This is a genomic window from Campylobacter sp. US50a (assembly GCF_004379015.1).
Classification (GTDB): Bacteria; Campylobacterota; Campylobacteria; order Campylobacterales; family Campylobacteraceae; genus Campylobacter_D; species Campylobacter_D jejuni.
Map to the genome: position 1 here is coordinate 102,733 of NZ_RYYJ01000005.1, position 16,394 is coordinate 119,126.

Here is a 16,394-nt window from a genome sequence, read left to right on the forward strand (position 1 = left end):
ATAATGAGAGAAGTTATAGCAACAGGTAATGTTTTAATCGCCAAAGCTGCGATTGATTGTGGATGTAAATTTTTTGGAGGCTATCCTATTACCCCTAGTAGTGAGATAGCTCACGAGCTAAGTCATATGCTTCCTGCAAATGATGGAACTTTTATACAAATGGAAGATGAAATTTCAGGTATTAGTGTGGCTATTGGTGCGGCAATGAGTGGAGTAAAATCCATGACTGCAAGTAGCGGTCCTGGAATTTCTTTAAAAGCAGAGCAAATAGGACTTGCATTTATTGCCGAAATTCCACTTGTGATTGTAAATGTTATGAGAGGTGGTCCTTCAACAGGTCTTCCAACCCGTGTAGCACAAGGAGATTTGTTTCAGGCTAAAGCACCAACTCATGGGGATTTTGCAAGCATTGCTATTGCTCCTGCAAGTCTTGAAGAAGCTTATACAGAAACCATTAGAGCGTTTAATTTAGCTGAAAAATATATGACTCCAGTGTTTTTACTTATGGATGAAACTGTAGGGCATATGAATGGTAAAGCGGTTTTACCTGATTTAAAAGATATTAAAGTTTATAACCGTAAAAAATTCGAAGGAGATAAAAAGGATTATAAACCTTATGCAGCAGGAGAAAATGAGCCTGCAACTTTAAATCCTTTCTTTACAGGTTATCGTTATCATGTTACAGGACTTCATCATGGAGATATAGGTTTTCCAACTGAAGATGGAGTTATAGTGAAAAAAAATATGGAAAGACTCATAGGTAAAATTAAAAACAATCAAGAAGATATTTGTGCTTATGAAGAGTATATGCTTGATGATGCTGAATTTTTAATCATTGCTTATGGAAGCGTGAGTCGTTCAGCAAAAGAAGCTATACAAAGATTAAGAGAACAAGGGATTAAAGTGGGACTTTTCCGTCCAATTACTCTTTATCCAGTGGCTGAGAAAAAAATCGCTGAAGTTGTAAGCAAATTTAAAAAAGTAATGGTAAGCGAGCTTAATATGGGACAATATCTTGAAGAGATTGAAAGAGTAACTTCGCGTCGCGATTTTATTAGTTTACACCGTGCAAATGGTCGTCCTATCACTCCAAGTGAAATTATTGCTAAGGTAAAGGAGAGTATATAAATGGCTTTTAATTATGATGAATATCTAAGAGTAGATAAAATGCCTACTCAGTGGTGCTGGGGATGTGGCGATGGTGTTGTTTTAAAATGTATTATCCGTGCAATAGAAAAACTTGGTTGGAATATGGATGATGTTTGTCTTGTTTCGGGTATAGGTTGTAGTGGTAGAATGAGTTCTTATGTAAATTGCAATACAGTTCATACAACTCATGGTAGAGCCATAGCTTATGCAACAGGTATTAAATTAGCCAATCCTAGTAAACATGTTATTGTGGTAAGTGGAGATGGGGATACTTTGGCAATTGGTGGAAATCATACCATACATGGTTGTCGTAGAAATATCGATTTAACACATATTGTGATCAATAACTTCATTTATGGACTTACGAATTCTCAAACAAGTCCAACCACTCCAAAAGGTTTTTATACAGTAACAGCTCAATTTGGAAATATTGATCCAAATTTTGATGCGTGTGAATTAACTAAAGCTGCAGGAGCTTCTTTTGTGGCAAGGGGTAATGTGATCGAAGCTAATAAGCTTGAAAATTTAATTTATAAGGCTTTAGCACACAAGGGTTATAGTTTTGTAGATGTTTTTTCAAATTGTCATATCAATCTAGGTAGAAAAAACAAAATGGGCGAAGCTGTAGCTATGCTTGATTGGATTAAAAATCGCGTTGTGGATAAAGCTAAATTTGAAAGCATGGACTTTGAAGAAAGAAAAGATAAATTTCCAACAGGAATTTTACATGAAGATAATTCTCAGCCAGAATACTGCCACGCTTATGAAGAAGTACGTCGTGCAGCCAAAGAAAAAAGAATGGTGGATTTAGGAGCTTTAAAATGAAATATCAATTAAGATTTGGCGGTGAAGGCGGACAAGGTGTTATCACCGCAGGAGAAATTTTAGCAGAAGCAGCCATTAAAGAAGGTCGCCAAGCTTTTAAGGCTTCAACTTATACTTCACAAGTGCGTGGTGGCCCTACTAAGGTGGATATTATCATTGATGATAAAGAAATTTTATTTCCTTATGCTGTAGAAGGGGAGATAGACTTTATGCTTTCGACTGCAGATAAGGGCTATAAAGGTTTTCGTGGCGGTGTAAAAGAAGGAGGCATCATAGTTGTAGAGCCAAATTTGGTACATCCTGAAAGTGAAGATTATAAAAAATGGCAAATTTTTGAAATTCCTATTATTACCATAGCTAAAGATGAGGTAGGAAATGTGGCTACTCAATCAGTTGTAGCACTTGCAATTGCTGCTTATATGAGCAAATGTATAGATTTAGATGTTTTAAAGGAAACTATGCTTCATATGGTTCCTGCAAAAACTCGTGACGCAAATGCTAAAGCTTTTGATTTGGGTGTAAAATACGCCACTCAAGCAAAACCACATTCATAATAAATTCCGCATTATGCGGAATTTAACTTCTAAAATTTTACATATTGCAAATAAAATTTAAATTTTAATTATTTTAATTTAGCTACTTTTAACGATTAAAATTTTATAATCAAAAACTTATATTTTCAAGGAAAATTAATGGATTTTTTTGATGAAATGTTTAATAAAACTCCAAAAGAAAAATTTATAGAAATTATACAAAATGGAAATTTAGGAGCCTTAGAAAAAGTTTTTGAGGAATTTTTTGCTGATCATATTGCCATGGTAGAACTTTTAGAAAAACAAGGTTTAACAGAAATGGATGTAAAAAATTTCATATTAGAAAATGGTGATTTTATAGAAGAAAGGCAAAATGATATTTATATAGAATTAGGCGCAAAAATTTTAGGACACGAAGGCTAAAATTGTTTAAAATAAGCCCTTGTTTAATTTGTATTTTTTTTATTTTTAGTAATGTTTTAGCATCTGAACCAACTTTTGATTATACTTATAAATTTATACTTAAAAAAGATGAGAGAGCTAGTGTGCAGATTAAAGAAATAGGCTATGAAGATAAGGTGCAAAATTTTGATTTTTATTGGACTTTGTTTGATAATACTAATATCATCGTACATTCGAAATTTCGCAAATATCCGCGTCAATTTGTGATGAGTTTAAGAAGAAATTTAGATTGGGTAACTCAAACTTTAATACCTGATTATACCAATCCACATATTGATAGAGCAAGACTGATTTTAGAATTTAGTGCTTATAATAAAGGTTTGGCAACTTTTACAGTTTATATAGAAGATAAGGAATCTCGCTTAATGGTAGAATTTTTAGATCCGAGAAAAAAAGCTTTACAAAATCCACCGCAAAACAATCAGGTTGTTCCTATGATTAATTTTAACGAACCTCAGGTAAAACCATTAACAAACAAAGAAAATAATAATAGCAATTAACAAGGAAAAGATAGTGCAAAAAATAGATGAATTAATAAAACAGTTTTTAGAAGAACTTGGCTATGAACCTATTTTAAATATGCTTTCAAATGTAAAATCAGGAAAGAAATTACGTTCTAAATTATTATTAGCTATCGCAGATGAGAGTGAGATTGCTTTTAAAATTTGTGCAACTATAGAATTGATACATCTTGCTAGTTTGTTGCATGATGATATTATCGATGAGAGTGAATTAAGGCGTGGAGCAAGATCTGTCAATGCTGAATTTGGTACAAAAAATGCTCTTATGTTGGGCGATATTTTGTATTCCAAAGCCTTTTATGAATTAAGTAAAATGGATGCTAGATTTGCAAGTATTATTTCAGATGCTGTTGTAAAGCTTGCTATAGGCGAACTTATGGATGTTGATTTGGGAGAGAAATTTAATATCAATAAAGAAGCTTATTTGAAAATGATCTATAATAAAACAGCTGTTTTGATCGAAGCAAGTGCGAGATGCGGAGCTATTTTGGCTGGATTATATGAAAAAGATTTTGCAGAATATGGAAAAAATTTAGGACTCGCTTTTCAGATGATTGATGATATTTTAGATATTAAGAGTGATGAAAAAATTCTTGGAAAACCTGCTATGAATGATTTTAAAGAGGGTAAGACTACCTTACCTTATATTTATCTTTATGAAAATTTACAAGAACAAGATAGGATATATTTGCAGACTTTATTTAAAAAAGATTTAAATGAAAATGAAAAAGAGTGGCTAAAAACTAAATTTGAAGAACAAAAAGCTTTGGAAAAAGCTATTTTAGAAGCTAAAACTTATACAAAAAAGGCTAGTAAAGCGATTGAAAAATATGATAATAACAAGCTTAATGATATTATTAAAGCTATGATAGATAGGGAATTTTAATGTATTATTGTATATCTTTTACTCATAAAAATACAGATATTGCCTTAAGGGAAAAGTTAAGCTTTTCCAATGAAGCTAAAAAAAGTGAGTTTTTAAAAATCATTAGCACTCATGAAAATATTGAAGAATGTTTGGTTATAAGTACTTGCAATCGTGTTGAAATTATTGCTTTTGTAAAAATGGCCTGTGCGGAGTTTATTGTTAAATCTTTGGCTTTACTTTGTGATGTTGATAAAGATATTTTGCTTGAAAAAGCTGATATTTTTGAAGATAGTGGAGCAATCCACCATCTTTTTTCTGTAGCAAGTTCTTTGGATAGTTTGGTGGTCGGCGAAACTCAGATAGCAGGACAATTAAAAGATGCCTTTGCTTTTGCTGTAAAAAATAATTTTTGCGGAGTACACCTTTCAAGAGCGGTACATAGTGCTTTTAAATGTGCTGCTAAGGTACGCAATGAAACTCAAATTTCTAAAAATCCTATTTCTGTAGCTAGCGTTGCCGTGGCAAAAGCAAAAGAACTTGCAGATTTAACACAGAAAAAAGCTGTTGTTATTGGAGCTGGAGAGATGGGGGAACTTGCAGCAAAACATTTAATTGCTGCGGGTGCTAAAGTGATTATTTTAAATCGTGATTTACAAAAAGCCAAAGATTTGTGTGAGAGACTTGGTGTTTTAAGCGAATATGATAGTTTAGAAAATTTAAAAAAATATTTAAATCAATATGAGTTTTTTTTCTCAGCTACTAATGCACCAAATGCTATTATTACAAATTCTTTAATAGAAGAACTTCCTTACAAAAGGTATTTTTTTGATATTGCAGTTCCAAGGGATATCGATATTAATGAAAATGAAAATATATCTGTTTTTGCTGTAGATGATCTTGAGATTGTGGTTCAAAAAAATTTAGCACTAAGAGAACAAGAAGCTCGTATGGCTTATGGGATAATAGGTCGTGAAACAAGTGAATTTTTTAGGTATTTAAACGATTTGGCTTTGATGCCTATTATCAAAGCCATACGCTTGCAAGCTAAAGAATATGCAGATAAACAACTTGAAATTGCGTTAAAAAAAGGATATTTGAAAAAATCTGATAAAGAAGAAGCTAGAAAGTTGATTCATCAAGTTTTTAAGGCTTTTTTACACACACCTACTGTGAATTTGAAACATTTACAAGGTAAAATGCAAAGCGATACAGTGATTAATGCTATGCGTTATGTTTTTGATTTGCAAAATAATCTTGAAGGTTTAAATCAATATAAATGTGAATTTGATATGGAGAATAATGATGAGATTTACTAAATTTTATGCACCAAGTTTAAAAGAAGCGCCAAAAGATGCGAGTTTGCCTAGTCATATTTTTTTAACGCGTGCGGGTTTTGTAGAACAAATTGGCAGTGGACTTTATAATTTCTTGCCTTTAGGAAAAAGAGTTTTAGATAAGATTAAAAATATAGTTAAAGAAGAAATGGATAAGGCTGGAGCACAAGAAGTAAATCTTAGTTTTATCACTCCTGCAAGTTTGTGGCAAGAAAGTGGGCGTTATAATGTTTTTGGAAAAGAACTTCTGCGTTTTAAAGACAGAAAAGAAAATGAATTTGTTTTAGGCCCAACACATGAAGAAGCTATGCTTTCTTTGGTAAAAAACAAAATCACAAGCTATAAGCAACTTCCTTTGCATTTATATCAAATCGGACTTAAATTTCGTGATGAAGCAAGGCCTAGATTTGGGCTTTTAAGATGTCGTGAATTTTTAATGAAAGATGGATATAGTTTTCATGCTAATGAAGAAGATTTAGGGCGTGAGTTTGAGCTTATGTATAAAACTTATTCTCAAATTTTACAAAGAATGGGACTTGATTTTAGAGCAGTTGAAGCTGATAGTGGGGCTATTGGTGGAAGCGGTTCTAAGGAATTTATGGTTTTGGCAAAAAATGGGGAAGATGATATTTTAATTTGCGAAAATTGTGATTATGCGGCTAATGTTGAAGCTGCAAAAAGAGCTAAAAAAATTTGTCAAGATGAGCGTCCCGAAGCAAATTATGCAAGTAAATTTCACACTCCAAATATTAAAACTATAGATTCTTTAGCACAATTTTTTAAAATCAATGCTTTTTATACGATTAAAGCAGTGGTAAAAAAAGCTATTTATGAAAATGAAAGCAAATTAGTTGTGTTTTTTATAAGAGGAAGTGATGATTTACAAGAAATCAAGGCTCAAAATGCTTGCAATGCCCTTGAACTAGTCGATGCAAGCGAAGAAGAATTAGAAAAAGCTGGCTTGGTAGCTGGTTTTATAGGTTTTGTGGGATTAAAAGATATAGATTTTTATATAGATTTTGAGCTTGAAAACGAAAAGCAAATGATTATGGGTGCGAATGAAAAAGATTATCATTTAATCGGCATTGATGTTGTAAATTTAAACAAAGATCGTTTTAAAGATTTGATTGAAGTTAAAGAAGGGGATTGCTGTGCTAAATGTGGAGCAAAATTAAAACAAAGCAAAGGTATAGAAGTAGGGCATATTTTTAAATTAGGACAAAAATATTCTAAAGCGATGAATGTAAATTTCTTAGATGAAAATGGCAAAAGTCAGCCTTTTTATATGGGATGTTACGGCATAGGTGTTTCACGCTTGTTGGCTGTAGCTATTGAAGCAAATCATGATGAAAAAGGATGTATCTGGAATAAAACTTTAGCTCCTTTTGTGCTTGAAATTATTGTTTCAAATCTCAAAGATGAAAAGGCTTTAGAATTTGCTAATAAGCTTTATGAGGATTTAACTAATCTTGGATTAGAGGTATTGCTTGATGATAGAAATGAGCGTTTTGGGGTTAAAATGAATGATTTTGAACTTATGGGTTTTCCTTATGCGTTAGTTATTGGCAAAGGATTAGAAAATAATGAAATAGAGTTTATCCAAAGAGAGGGTTTGATAAAAGAACTTATAAAAACTGATGAACTTATGGAAATTCTTAAAAAGAAAGTGTTATGAATTATAAATTAAGCTTAAGTCCTTTATTTGTACTTGAAATTATTGCAAGTATATTTTTTATAGTGTTTTTTGGTTTTGGTAATTTTTTATTTTTCATACTTTTGAGTATGATTTTTGGTGTGGTTTTATTGGGAATTTTTTGGAAAAATATGCTTGAATTTCAAATGGGTGGCTTAAAGGATATGTTAACACAATTTTCTTTTGTTATCGCAGGGTTTTTACTTGTTTTTCCAGGGATTATTACAAGTGTTTTTGGAATTTTTGTGTTTTTCTTTGGTATTGTTTTGAAAATAATGACTAAATCAAAATATCAATACACTAAGCAAGAGTATCAAAATTCTAATGAAGAAATCATTGATGTTGAAATTATAGAGGATAGAAAATGAAGCTTATTATCGCAACAAGAAAAAGTCAATTAGCTCTTTGGCAAAGTGAACATGTAGCCCAAATTTTAAAAAATACACATCAAATTGAAGTGCTTTTAGAAGGTTTTAAAACAAAAGGCGATGTTTTGCTGGATTCTCCTTTGGCAAAAATTGGTGGCAAGGGACTTTTTACAAAAGAACTTGAAGAAAGTATGTTAAGAAAAGAAGCACATTTGGCGGTGCATAGTTTAAAAGATGTGCCTAGTTTTTTTCCTCAAGGTTTAGTTTTGGCAGCGGTAAGTAAAAGAGAGCAAAGCAATGATGCTATGCTAAGTCAAAATTATAAAGATTTTCTTTCTTTGCCAAAAGGTGCAAAAATAGGCACTACTAGTCTTAGACGCAAGATGCAGATTTTATTATTAAGACCTGATTTAGAGATTATTTCTTTGCGCGGTAATGTTAATTCTCGTATAGAGAAATTAAAAAATAATGAATTTGATGCGATTATTTTAGCTATGGCGGGAATTAAACGCTTAAACTTAGATAAGCAAGTGAATTTTGTTTATGAATTTAGCAAGGATGAACTAATCCCTGCAGCCTCTCAAGGAGCTTTAGGTATAGAAAGTATAAATGATGAAAAAATTTTAAAACTTTTAAAATGTTTAAATGATGAAAATGCTTTGATTGAAACAAGCATTGAAAGGGAATTTATCGCTACTTTAGAAGGGGGTTGTCAGGTTCCTATAGGTATTAACGCAGAGCTTTTAAGGGATGAAATTTGTGTGCGTGCGGTGCTTGGACTACCCGATGGAAGTGAAATTTTAAAAGATAAAAGAATGATTAAAAAGAATGATTTTAAAGGTTTTGGGGAGAGTTTGGCTAAGGAGTTTATTGCTAAAGGTGCTAAAGAACTTTTAAAAAAAGCTGAGAGTATGATATGAAAGAATTTATTCAAATTTTAAAAGAAAATGATCTTTTAAGGGTAATTGAAGAGCCTGTAGATGTAGATCTTGAAATCGCTCATTTAGCTTATATAGAAGCTAAAAAAGGAGAAAAAGGTAAGGCTTTATTATTTAAAAATCCTATAGATAAAAAATTAAATAAACAATATAAATTTCCTGTTTTGATGAATACTTTTTGTAATGAAAAGGCTTTAAATTTAGCTTTTGGGCGTGATTATGAAGAGGTGGCTGAAGAAATTTCAAAACTCACCAAGCTTCATATTCCTACGAGTTTTAAAGCAAAAATGGATTTTTTTATGAATTTGTTAAGTTTTAAAAATGTTCCTCCTAAAAGACTGAAAAAAAATAAAGCCTTGTATGATTATGAAATTTTAAACTCACTTGAAGAACTTCCTATACTAAAAACTTGGGAATATGATGCGGGTAAATTTATCACTATGGGGCAAGTTTATACACAAAATTTAGATAAAACTCAAAATAATCTTGGAATGTATCGTTTGCAAATGAGCGATAAAAATGAACTTTTAATGCATTGGCAAATTCATAAAGATGGGGCAAATTTTTATCACGAATACAAAAATGCTGGTTTTAAAAAAATGCCTATAAGTATAGCTATAGGCGGAGATCCGCTTTATATTTGGTGTTCTCAAGCACCTTTACCTAAAGGAATTTTTGAACTTTTGCTTTATGGTTTTATTAAAAAAACTCCTGCAAAACTTACCCCTTGTGAAAATGGTATTTTTGTACCTTATGATAGTGATGTGGTTATTGAAGGTTATGTGGATTTAGAAGAGTTTAAAATTGAAGGTCCTTTTGGAGATCATACGGGTTTTTACACTCCTGCCGAACTTTTTCCTGTGATGAAAGTAGAAAAAATTTATACTAAAAAAGATGCGATCTATCAAGCAACGGTTGTAGGAAAGCCTCCTTTAGAAGATAAGATTATGGGGCTTGGTACCGAAAGAATTTTTTTACCCTTGCTTCAAACTTCAGTTCCAGATTTACTTGATTATAATATGCCCGAAAATGGAGTTTTTCATAATCTTATCTTAGCAAAAATCGATGCAAAATATCCCGCTCATGCGCAACAAATCATGCATGCATTTTGGGGAGTGGGGCAAATGAGCTTTGTTAAACATGCAATTTTTGTGGATAAAAATGCACCTTCTTTGAAAGATTATGATGCTTTAATTCCTTATATTTTAAATCGTTTTGATACGGAAAAAATTTTAATTTCAGAAGGAATTTGCGATCAATTAGATCATGCTTCGCCTAATGCTTGTTTTGGGGGTAAAGCAGGACTTGATGCTTGCAAGGAAACACAAGTAGAAGAGCTTGAAATTTTAGAAGATAAAAAATTATTAGAACTTTTTAAAACTAAGGTAGAGCTTTTAAATTTAAAGCAATTTTATAAAGAAAGCAAAAGTCCTATAGTTTGCATTTTGCTTGATAAAAAAGAAAAAATCGAACAAAGTTTTAATAAACTTTTAGAATTTAAAAAACATTTTAGGATTTTAGTATTTTTGGATACCGAAAATAAGCTTGAAAACCCTTATATGCTTGTTTGGCGTGTGGTAAATAATATAGATGCTAAAAGAGATATTTTTATCAAAGAAGAAAGACTTGGAGTGGATGCAAGTGCTAAGGGTGAAGCTGAGGGCTATTTAAGAACTTGGCCTAAGCAAACAGATTGCACTAAAAGCGTGATAGAAGATTTAATCTTGCGTAATATCTTAGAAAATAATCCAGATCTTTTTAATAAATTTGAAATTTTTTAATAAATTTGAAATTTTTTTAAAATTTTGGCACAGTTTTTGCTTACTGTTTTTTATATTGAAAAATAAATTTTTCTTTATAGGGTGTTCATAATTTTATAAATTTGTCGATATAAGCTTGTAACTAGCAATAAGAAATTTTAAAAAGGATTTTAAAATGGAAATATCGAAGGCAAATGGGCAAATGGATACAGCTTTGGCAAACATTAGCCAAAGAACAAGTGAGACACAGGCTAGTTTAAACATTCAAACCGATAGAAGTCAAAGCCAAGGAGGCGATGATGGACAACAACAAGGTGTGAGTGAAAAGTTAGCTGATATTACAAAAAAGTTAAATGAACAAATGGATTCTTTAGATACTAATGTTCGTTTTGGTTATAGCGATAAAATTAATTCTATGTATATTAGCGTGACTGAAAAAAGTACTGGAAGGGAAATTCGTCAAATTCCTAGCGAAGAAGCTATGAGATTAGCTGAGTATTTTAGAGATGTGATAGGAATGATATTTGATAAGGAGAGTTAAAAATGGCATTTGGTAGTTTATCTAGTTTAGGATTTGGTTCTGGAGTATTAAAACAAGAAACCTTAGATAAGTTAAAAGAAGCAGAACAAAAGGCTCGTATTGATCCTTATACTAAAAAAATTGAAGAAAATACAACCAAACAAAAAGATTTAACCGAGCTTAAAACCAAGCTTTCTACTTTTCAAACAGCTGTGTCATCGTTGGGAGATTCTACAGCTTTTGCTAAAAGAAAGGTTATAGCAAGTATCACTGATAATCCTCCTGCAAGCCTTAGTGTGACTTCAGGTGTTGCTTTGCAAAGCATGAATATCAATGTGACTCAACTTGCTCAAAAAGATGTTTATCAAAGCAAGGGCTTGGTAAATGATACAGGAATTATCAATGCAAGTTTAAAAGAACCTACAAATTTAACTTTTTTTTCTAATGGAAAAGAATACAGTGTCACTATAGATAAAAATACGACTTATAAAGATTTGGCTGATAAGATCAATACTGCTACGGGTGGAGAAATTGTAGCTAAGATGGTAAATACAGGAGAAAAAGACGCACCTTATCGTTTAACTTTAACAAGCAAGGAAACAGGTGAAGATAATGCTATAAGCTTTTATCCAGGGAAAAAGAATGCTGATGGGAAATATCAAGTTGATGAAAATGCTAAAGGTGTTTTTGAAAGTCTTGGTTGGCAACTCGACGATAAAGCTTTAGGTGCTGAAGATTTTGATCCTGCTAAAAGTAAAAAAGGTGTTGGCATTATTGATAGCGAAGATAATCCTTTGCATATTCAAAAAGCTCAGGATGCTAAATTTACCATGGATGGTATCAAGATGACAAGATCGAGCAATACTATAACCGATCTTGGTGTAGGTATTACTTTGACTTTAAATAAAACAGGTGAAATTAATTTTGATGTTCAGCAAGATAGTGAGTCTGTTACCAAGGCTATGCAAGATATGGTTGATGCCTATAATGGTTTAGTGTTAAATCTTAATGCCGCTACAGACTATAACAGCGAAACAGGAACCAAAGGTTCTTTACAAGGCGTAACCGAAGTAAATTCTATTCGATCTAGTATTATTTCTGTGCTTTTTAAAACTCAATCAGTTGATGGTACCGTAGAAGATACTAATGGAAATAAAGTAAGTGCCAAGGTAATGCTTTCTTTGCAAGACTATGGTTTAAGTATGACTGAGTCAGGAACTTTAAATTTTGACTCTTCTACTTTTGAAAGCAAGATGAAAGAAAATCCTGATTTAACTGAAAGCTTTTTTTCAGGCATTACTCAATACAAGGATATAAACTATACTGGTGATTTAATTAAAGAAGGTAGTCTTAACAAATATGTGGGTGAAGGTGATGATAAAGGTATAAGTTTTTCTTCAGGTAAGTTTCAAATTGTTACGAATTTTGAAACTTATGATTTATCTAAAAATGCTGATGGAACTGATTTTAAATTAACAGGAAAAACAGAACAAGAAATGCTTCAAAATCTAGCTGATCATATCAATAGTAAAGGTATTGAAGGTTTAACAGTTAAAGTTGAAACTTATGAAAAAGATGGAGAAAAAGGATATAAGCTTAATTTTAAAACCGACGGAAGTTCTGATTTTGCCATAAAAGGAGATAGCGAATTTCTTAAACAATTTGGCTTAAGCCAAACGAGCATTGCTGCTGAGGCAGTTGAAGGTGTAGGTGTTTTTGCTCAGCTTAAAACAACTTTACGAGGTATAACAGGCAAAGATGGCTCTTTAACAAAATATGATGAGAGTTTAACAAATGATACAAAGGCATTAAATGCATCAAAAGAATCTGCTCAAAAATTGATAGATACTAGATATGATACTATGGCAAATCAATGGTTGCAATATGAGAGTATTTTAAATAAACTCAATCAACAGTTATCAACTGTAACCAATATGATTAATGCAGCAAATAATTCAAGCAATAGTTAAGGACAAAAAAGATGCAAAATAGTTTAGCTTATAATGCTTATTCTCAAAATCAAGCGGGGATAGAATCTCCGCAAAAACTTATCGAAATGCTTTATGAAGGGATTTTGCGTTTTTGTGCAAGAGCTAAAGTGGCAATAAGAAATGAGGATATAGAGCAAAGAGTATACTTTGTAAAAAGAACAACAGCTATTTTTATAGAGCTTATTAATACTTTAGATTATGAAAAAGGTGGAGATGTGGCGCATTATTTAAGTGGGCTTTATACAAGAGAAATTCAACTTTTATCTTTAGCAAATTTAGAAAATAACGAAGAGAGAATCAATGAAGTTATAAATGTAACCAAAGGTTTGCTAGAAGCTTGGAGAGAAGTGCATAGCAATGAAACAGTGGATCAATGATTTTAAACTCGCGTTAATTCAAGAAGATATTAATAAGCTTGAAAATTTACTTAATGAACTTGATATGAAAGCTTTTGTTAAAAATTTAGCCAAAAAATCGCCTTCAGAAGATTTTTTAAAAGAAAATGTAAATGATGTATTTCATCAAGTTCAAGCTCTTTTGCGAGAAGCTGTTATGCTGATTGAACAAAAGAAAAAAACAAAAGCTGTTGAAATTCAAAAATTTCAAAAAGCTTTGACCTATGTTAAATCTTAAAAAAGCATAGCGATAAGCCGAGTTCTGTCTTGAATGCTCATTTATCTAGTTTTGTTTTTGCAAACAAAATCAAGCGAAGGGTTAAAATAAAGACGCTAACCATCCCTTCTTGCTGCACATTGGGTTTACATAGCCGAAATTGTTACCAAAATCGCTGGTAGGCTTTTACCCCACCGTTTCACCTTTTCCACTTGTGTGGTAGTTTCCTTTCTGTTGCACTATCCCTTAGGTTGCCCTAGCCATCTGTTAGATGGAATGCTTGTCTTTAGCAGCTCGGACTTTCCTCTTCTAAAAAGAAGCGAGCATTTACTATGCTTTAAATTTAAATTTTAGCGTAATTTTACTTATTTTTTTATCAAATAAAATAATTTTATTGTGATATCAATCAAAATTTGATAGAATTATTTTTTATTTTTTAACAAAGGAAATTTATGGCATCTTATTCAATGGGTGATTTAAAAAAGGGACTTAAAATAGAAATCGATGGAATTCCTTTTAAAATAGTTGAGTATCAGCATGTAAAACCAGGTAAAGGTCCTGCTTTTGTGCGTATTAAAATCAAATCTTTTATTGATGGTAAAGTACTTGAAAAAACTTTCCATGCAGGCGATAAATGTGAAGCTCCAAATTTAGAAGATAAAACTATGCAGTATCTTTATGATGATGGTGAAAATTGCCAATTTATGGATACACAAACATATGAACAAGTAGCTATCAGTGATGATGATGTGGGTGAGGCAAAAAAATGGATGCTTGATGGTATGATGGTAGATGTACTTTTTCATAATGGCAAGGCTATCGGCGTAGAAGTTCCACAAGTTGTTGAACTCAAAATCATCGAAACGGCTCCAAATTTCAAAGGCGATACTCAAGGATCAAATAAAAAACCAGCTACTTTAGAAACAGGCGCAGTAGTGCAAATTCCTTTTCATGTGCTAGAAGGTGAAGTTATACGCGTTGATACTGTGCGTGGTGAGTATATAGAAAGAGCGAACAAGTAATACAAAAAAAGCTTTTGGACTATTCCAAGGCTTTTTTAAATTTATATAAAATTTATTTTGTTACTTAATTTCTCATTTCATTCTTAAAAATATTTTTTTAAACTTTTCTTCAATTTAAAATTTCTATAATATTTCTAATTTATATTGTGGAGATGATTGATGGAATGGTTACTTCTTGCTTCTATACCTTTGATTGTTTTAGGTTTTGCTTTAAAGATTAACCCCTTTTTAGTGGTAACTTCAGTTGGAATTTATGCTGGACTTGTTTCAGGTTTTGATTTTGTTAAGGTTGTTAGTGATATAGGAAAATCTTTTGTAGATAATCGCTATGTTGCTATAATTTGGCTTATTTTACCTTTACTTGCTGTTTTGGAACGCAAAGGCTTAAGAGAGCAGGCTAAAAATTTAATATCCAAAATAAAAGTTGCCAGTACAGGACGAATTTTAATGTGTTATTTTGTTTTTAGACAAGTTACTGCAGCTTTAGGGCTTTTATCTTTAGGCGGACATGCACAGATGATAAGACCTTTAATAGCCCCTATGGCAGAAGCTGCAGCTAAGCTTAAATTTAAAAACTTAACACATAAAGATAGTCAAAAAATCAAAGCCTTTTCTGCGGGAACGGATAATGTTGCTGTATTTTTTGGAGAGGATATTTTTATAGCCGTGCATTCTATTTTATTTATTAAAGCTTTTTATGAGAACAATGGTATTATTGTTGAGCCATTGCATTTATCAGTTTGGGCTATACCAACTGGAATTTTGGCTTTAATTATCCATTGTTCTAGACTTTATTTATTTGATAAAAGATTAGAAAAAACTTATAAAGGGTTGAGTGATGATAAGTCTTGATTTGCTTTATTATATTGTAGGAATTTTATTTTTAGTTTTTGGAATTTTAAGTTTTTCTAATCAAGCTAAAGATATAAAATCAAGAATAAGCGGCGGGGTATTCTGGATAAGTTATAGTTTTACTTTTTTACTAGCAGGAGTTTTGCCTCATTTTGTGATGGGTTGTATAGTGATTTTACTAGCACTTATAGCAGGATTTAATTTATTAAAACCAGCAAAGATTGAAGTTAGCAAAGAAGAAAAAGAATACGAGATAAAACATGCAAATATTTATAAAAATAAACTTTTTATTCCTGCTTTAATGGTTCCTTTGATTACACTTATTGGGACTTTTTTATTTCCCTATTTGAGTTTTTTTGAAAATAAAAATGCTACATTGATGGCTTTGATTATAGGTATAATTATTTCTTCAGTGGTTGCTTGTTTTATGTTTAAGGCTTCTCCTAAAAGAGCCGTTAAGGATGCAGCACATACTATGGATCACATTAGTTGGGCGGCGCTTTTGCCGCAAATTTTGGCTACACTTGGAGTAGTTTTTGTTTCTACGGGAATGGGCGATCAAGTATCTAAACTTTTATCTAGTTATATTAGTTTAGATAATGCTTTTATTGCAGTAGCTGTGTATTGTATTGCTATGGCACTTTTTACTATAGTAATGGGTAATGCTTTTGCAGCTTTTCCTGTGATTACTGCTGCTATTGCTTTGCCGATTTTAATCATACAAATGCATGCAAATCCTGCTATTATAGGAGCGATTGGAATGCTTAGTGGATTTTGTGGAACTTTAATGACGCCTATGGCTGCAAATTTTAATATAGTTCCTGCGGCACTTTTAAATTTAGATGATAAAAATGGCGTAATTAAAGCCCAGTTTATGTCAGGACTTGTTTTGCTTATAGCTAATATCTTTTTAATGTATTTTTTAGCTTTTAGATTTTAAGGAGAA

18 protein-coding genes and 1 other RNA gene are annotated in these 16,394 nt (G+C 31.7%); 18 read left to right on the plus strand and 1 reads right to left on the minus strand.

What is annotated here, in order from left to right; all coding sequences use genetic code 11:
- The first annotated feature begins 3 nt into the window (after positions 1-3).
- The 15 genes from ELQ11_RS04810 (at position 4) to ELQ11_RS04880 (ending at position 13,595) form a co-directional block, all read left to right on the plus strand.
- Complete coding sequence (locus ELQ11_RS04810; protein ID WP_002870950.1) at positions 4-1,128, plus strand: 2-oxoglutarate synthase subunit alpha; 1,125 nt, start codon at positions 4-6, stop codon at positions 1,126-1,128.
- Complete coding sequence (locus tag ELQ11_RS04815; protein ID WP_002854895.1) at positions 1,129-1,974, plus strand: 2-oxoglutarate ferredoxin oxidoreductase subunit beta; 846 nt, start codon at positions 1,129-1,131, stop codon at positions 1,972-1,974.
- Positions 1,971-2,528, plus strand: coding sequence for a 2-oxoacid:acceptor oxidoreductase family protein (locus ELQ11_RS04820; RefSeq protein WP_002870949.1), 558 nt, complete (start codon positions 1,971-1,973; stop codon positions 2,526-2,528). Before ELQ11_RS04815 ends, ELQ11_RS04820 begins: the two co-directional genes overlap by 4 nt.
- 138 nt (positions 2,529-2,666) lie before the next feature.
- Positions 2,667-2,930 carry a DUF2018 family protein gene (locus tag ELQ11_RS04825; RefSeq protein ID WP_002854834.1) on the plus strand — a complete coding sequence of 88 codons (264 nt, stop codon included), beginning with the start codon at positions 2,667-2,669 and terminating at the stop codon, positions 2,928-2,930.
- Positions 2,931-2,932: 2 nt separating this feature from the next.
- Entirely contained in the window at positions 2,933-3,469 is a 537-nt protein-coding gene (locus ELQ11_RS04830; protein WP_002870948.1) for a hypothetical protein, read from the plus strand.
- Between the two features lie 13 nt (positions 3,470-3,482).
- Positions 3,483-4,376, plus strand: coding sequence for a hexaprenyl-diphosphate synthase (locus ELQ11_RS04835; RefSeq protein ID WP_052949770.1), 894 nt, complete (start codon positions 3,483-3,485; stop codon positions 4,374-4,376).
- Positions 4,376-5,674 (plus strand): glutamyl-tRNA reductase, encoded by a 1,299-nt coding sequence (gene hemA / locus ELQ11_RS04840; RefSeq protein WP_134225174.1) that lies wholly within the window; start codon positions 4,376-4,378, stop codon positions 5,672-5,674. Before ELQ11_RS04835 ends, hemA begins: the two co-directional genes overlap by 1 nt.
- Positions 5,658-7,367 carry a proline--tRNA ligase gene (locus tag ELQ11_RS04845; RefSeq protein ID WP_126219269.1) on the plus strand — a complete coding sequence of 570 codons (1,710 nt, stop codon included), beginning with the start codon at positions 5,658-5,660 and terminating at the stop codon, positions 7,365-7,367. Before hemA ends, ELQ11_RS04845 begins: the two co-directional genes overlap by 17 nt.
- Entirely contained in the window at positions 7,364-7,753 is a 390-nt protein-coding gene (gene fxsA, locus ELQ11_RS04850; RefSeq protein ID WP_002870945.1) for an FxsA family membrane protein, read from the plus strand. The genes ELQ11_RS04845 and fxsA overlap by 4 nt, the downstream gene beginning before the upstream one ends.
- The gene (gene hemC, locus ELQ11_RS04855; RefSeq protein ID WP_002870944.1) at positions 7,750-8,673 is read left to right on the plus strand and encodes a hydroxymethylbilane synthase; all 924 of its coding nucleotides are present in this window, start codon (positions 7,750-7,752) and stop codon (positions 8,671-8,673) included. The genes fxsA and hemC overlap by 4 nt, the downstream gene beginning before the upstream one ends.
- Positions 8,670-10,472 (plus strand): menaquinone biosynthesis decarboxylase, encoded by a 1,803-nt coding sequence (locus ELQ11_RS04860; protein ID WP_126219270.1) that lies wholly within the window; start codon positions 8,670-8,672, stop codon positions 10,470-10,472. The genes hemC and ELQ11_RS04860 overlap by 4 nt, the downstream gene beginning before the upstream one ends.
- Positions 10,473-10,626: 154 nt before the next feature.
- Positions 10,627-10,992 (plus strand): FlaG family protein, encoded by a 366-nt coding sequence (locus ELQ11_RS04865; RefSeq protein WP_002870942.1) that lies wholly within the window; start codon positions 10,627-10,629, stop codon positions 10,990-10,992.
- 2 nt (positions 10,993-10,994) lie between these two features.
- Entirely contained in the window at positions 10,995-12,941 is a 1,947-nt protein-coding gene (gene fliD / locus ELQ11_RS04870) for a flagellar filament capping protein FliD (RefSeq protein WP_126233110.1), read from the plus strand.
- 11 nt (positions 12,942-12,952) lie between these two features.
- The gene (fliS, locus tag ELQ11_RS04875) at positions 12,953-13,339 is read left to right on the plus strand and encodes a flagellar export chaperone FliS (protein ID WP_002861271.1); all 387 of its coding nucleotides are present in this window, start codon (positions 12,953-12,955) and stop codon (positions 13,337-13,339) included.
- The gene (locus tag ELQ11_RS04880) at positions 13,320-13,595 is read left to right on the plus strand and encodes a hypothetical protein (protein WP_052949777.1); all 276 of its coding nucleotides are present in this window, start codon (positions 13,320-13,322) and stop codon (positions 13,593-13,595) included. The genes fliS and ELQ11_RS04880 overlap by 20 nt, the downstream gene beginning before the upstream one ends.
- Here ELQ11_RS04880 and rnpB read toward each other — a convergent pair.
- Positions 13,593-13,913, minus strand: an RNA gene (rnpB, locus tag ELQ11_RS04885) — RNase P RNA component class A. The genes ELQ11_RS04880 and rnpB overlap by 3 nt on opposite strands.
- Before the next feature lie 113 nt (positions 13,914-14,026).
- On the opposite strand from rnpB, the gene efp reads away from it, so the two are divergent.
- The 3 genes from efp (at position 14,027) to ELQ11_RS04900 (ending at position 16,388) form a co-directional block, all read left to right on the plus strand.
- Complete coding sequence (gene efp, locus ELQ11_RS04890) at positions 14,027-14,596, plus strand: elongation factor P (RefSeq protein ID WP_002855210.1); 570 nt, start codon at positions 14,027-14,029, stop codon at positions 14,594-14,596.
- Positions 14,597-14,755: 159 nt separating this feature from the next.
- Entirely contained in the window at positions 14,756-15,448 is a 693-nt protein-coding gene (locus ELQ11_RS04895; RefSeq protein WP_052949779.1) for a DUF969 domain-containing protein, read from the plus strand.
- Positions 15,435-16,388, plus strand: a complete 954-nt coding sequence (locus tag ELQ11_RS04900; RefSeq protein WP_002870939.1) for a DUF979 domain-containing protein — start codon at positions 15,435-15,437, stop codon at positions 16,386-16,388. Before ELQ11_RS04895 ends, ELQ11_RS04900 begins: the two co-directional genes overlap by 14 nt.
- Positions 16,389-16,394: the final 6 nt, after the last annotated feature.

Bases quoted from the DNA above. Each gene is read 5' to 3' on its own strand.
- ELQ11_RS04810 (WP_002870950.1), top strand. From the start codon at position 4: ATGAGAGAAGTTATAGCAACAGGTAATGTTTTAATCGCCAAAGCTGCG.
- ELQ11_RS04815 (WP_002854895.1), top strand. From the start codon at position 1,129: ATGGCTTTTAATTATGATGAATATCTAAGAGTAGATAAAATGCCTACT.
- ELQ11_RS04820 (WP_002870949.1), top strand. From the start codon at position 1,971: ATGAAATATCAATTAAGATTTGGCGGTGAAGGCGGACAAGGTGTTATC.
- ELQ11_RS04825 (WP_002854834.1), top strand. From the start codon at position 2,667: ATGGATTTTTTTGATGAAATGTTTAATAAAACTCCAAAAGAAAAATTT.
- hemA (WP_134225174.1), top strand. From the start codon at position 4,376: ATGTATTATTGTATATCTTTTACTCATAAAAATACAGATATTGCCTTA.
- ELQ11_RS04845 (WP_126219269.1), top strand. From the start codon at position 5,658: ATGATGAGATTTACTAAATTTTATGCACCAAGTTTAAAAGAAGCGCCA.
- fxsA (WP_002870945.1), top strand. From the start codon at position 7,364: ATGAATTATAAATTAAGCTTAAGTCCTTTATTTGTACTTGAAATTATT.
- hemC (WP_002870944.1), top strand. From the start codon at position 7,750: ATGAAGCTTATTATCGCAACAAGAAAAAGTCAATTAGCTCTTTGGCAA.
- ELQ11_RS04860 (WP_126219270.1), top strand. From the start codon at position 8,670: ATGAAAGAATTTATTCAAATTTTAAAAGAAAATGATCTTTTAAGGGTA.
- ELQ11_RS04865 (WP_002870942.1), top strand. From the start codon at position 10,627: ATGGAAATATCGAAGGCAAATGGGCAAATGGATACAGCTTTGGCAAAC.
- fliD (WP_126233110.1), top strand. From the start codon at position 10,995: ATGGCATTTGGTAGTTTATCTAGTTTAGGATTTGGTTCTGGAGTATTA.
- fliS (WP_002861271.1), top strand. From the start codon at position 12,953: ATGCAAAATAGTTTAGCTTATAATGCTTATTCTCAAAATCAAGCGGGG.
- ELQ11_RS04880 (WP_052949777.1), top strand. From the start codon at position 13,320: ATGAAACAGTGGATCAATGATTTTAAACTCGCGTTAATTCAAGAAGAT.
- efp (WP_002855210.1), top strand. From the start codon at position 14,027: ATGGCATCTTATTCAATGGGTGATTTAAAAAAGGGACTTAAAATAGAA.
- ELQ11_RS04895 (WP_052949779.1), top strand. From the start codon at position 14,756: ATGGAATGGTTACTTCTTGCTTCTATACCTTTGATTGTTTTAGGTTTT.
- ELQ11_RS04900 (WP_002870939.1), top strand. From the start codon at position 15,435: ATGATAAGTCTTGATTTGCTTTATTATATTGTAGGAATTTTATTTTTA.